The organism is Staphylococcus pasteuri (genome assembly GCF_030547725.1).
In the GTDB taxonomy this organism is placed as follows: Bacteria; Bacillota; Bacilli; order Staphylococcales; family Staphylococcaceae; genus Staphylococcus; species Staphylococcus pasteuri.
The window spans coordinates 1-273 of sequence record NZ_JAUOQO010000333.1; the positions used below are offsets into that span (position 1 = coordinate 1).

The window sequence follows — 273 nt, forward strand, 5'->3', positions numbered from 1 at the left end:
CATCATCAATGGTTACTCGACCCAATAAGTGACCTTGTTCATCGACGACAGGGGCGGATATCCAGTCGTGGCGCTCAAATAATGCAGCTACATCATCTTCATCCATCGCTACCGGAATGGTCTCTGCTTTACTGTCCATTACATCGCGTACGTTAACATTGGGGTTAACGGTAAGCAGGGTGGATAAGGGGATATCACCGAGTAGTGAATCATCCTCGTCCACCACATACAGGGCGTCTGTGGCTTCGGGTAATTCACCGCGCACCCGTAAGT

Annotated in this window: 1 protein-coding gene; it reads right to left on the reverse strand. The window is 50.2% G+C overall.

All coding sequences use genetic code 11. The annotated features are described in order from the left end of the window. On the reverse strand, positions 1 to 226 hold a 226-nt coding region (locus tag Q4528_RS13875; protein WP_303522166.1), incomplete at its 3' end, for a CBS domain-containing protein. Positions 227 to 273: the final 47 nt, after the last annotated feature.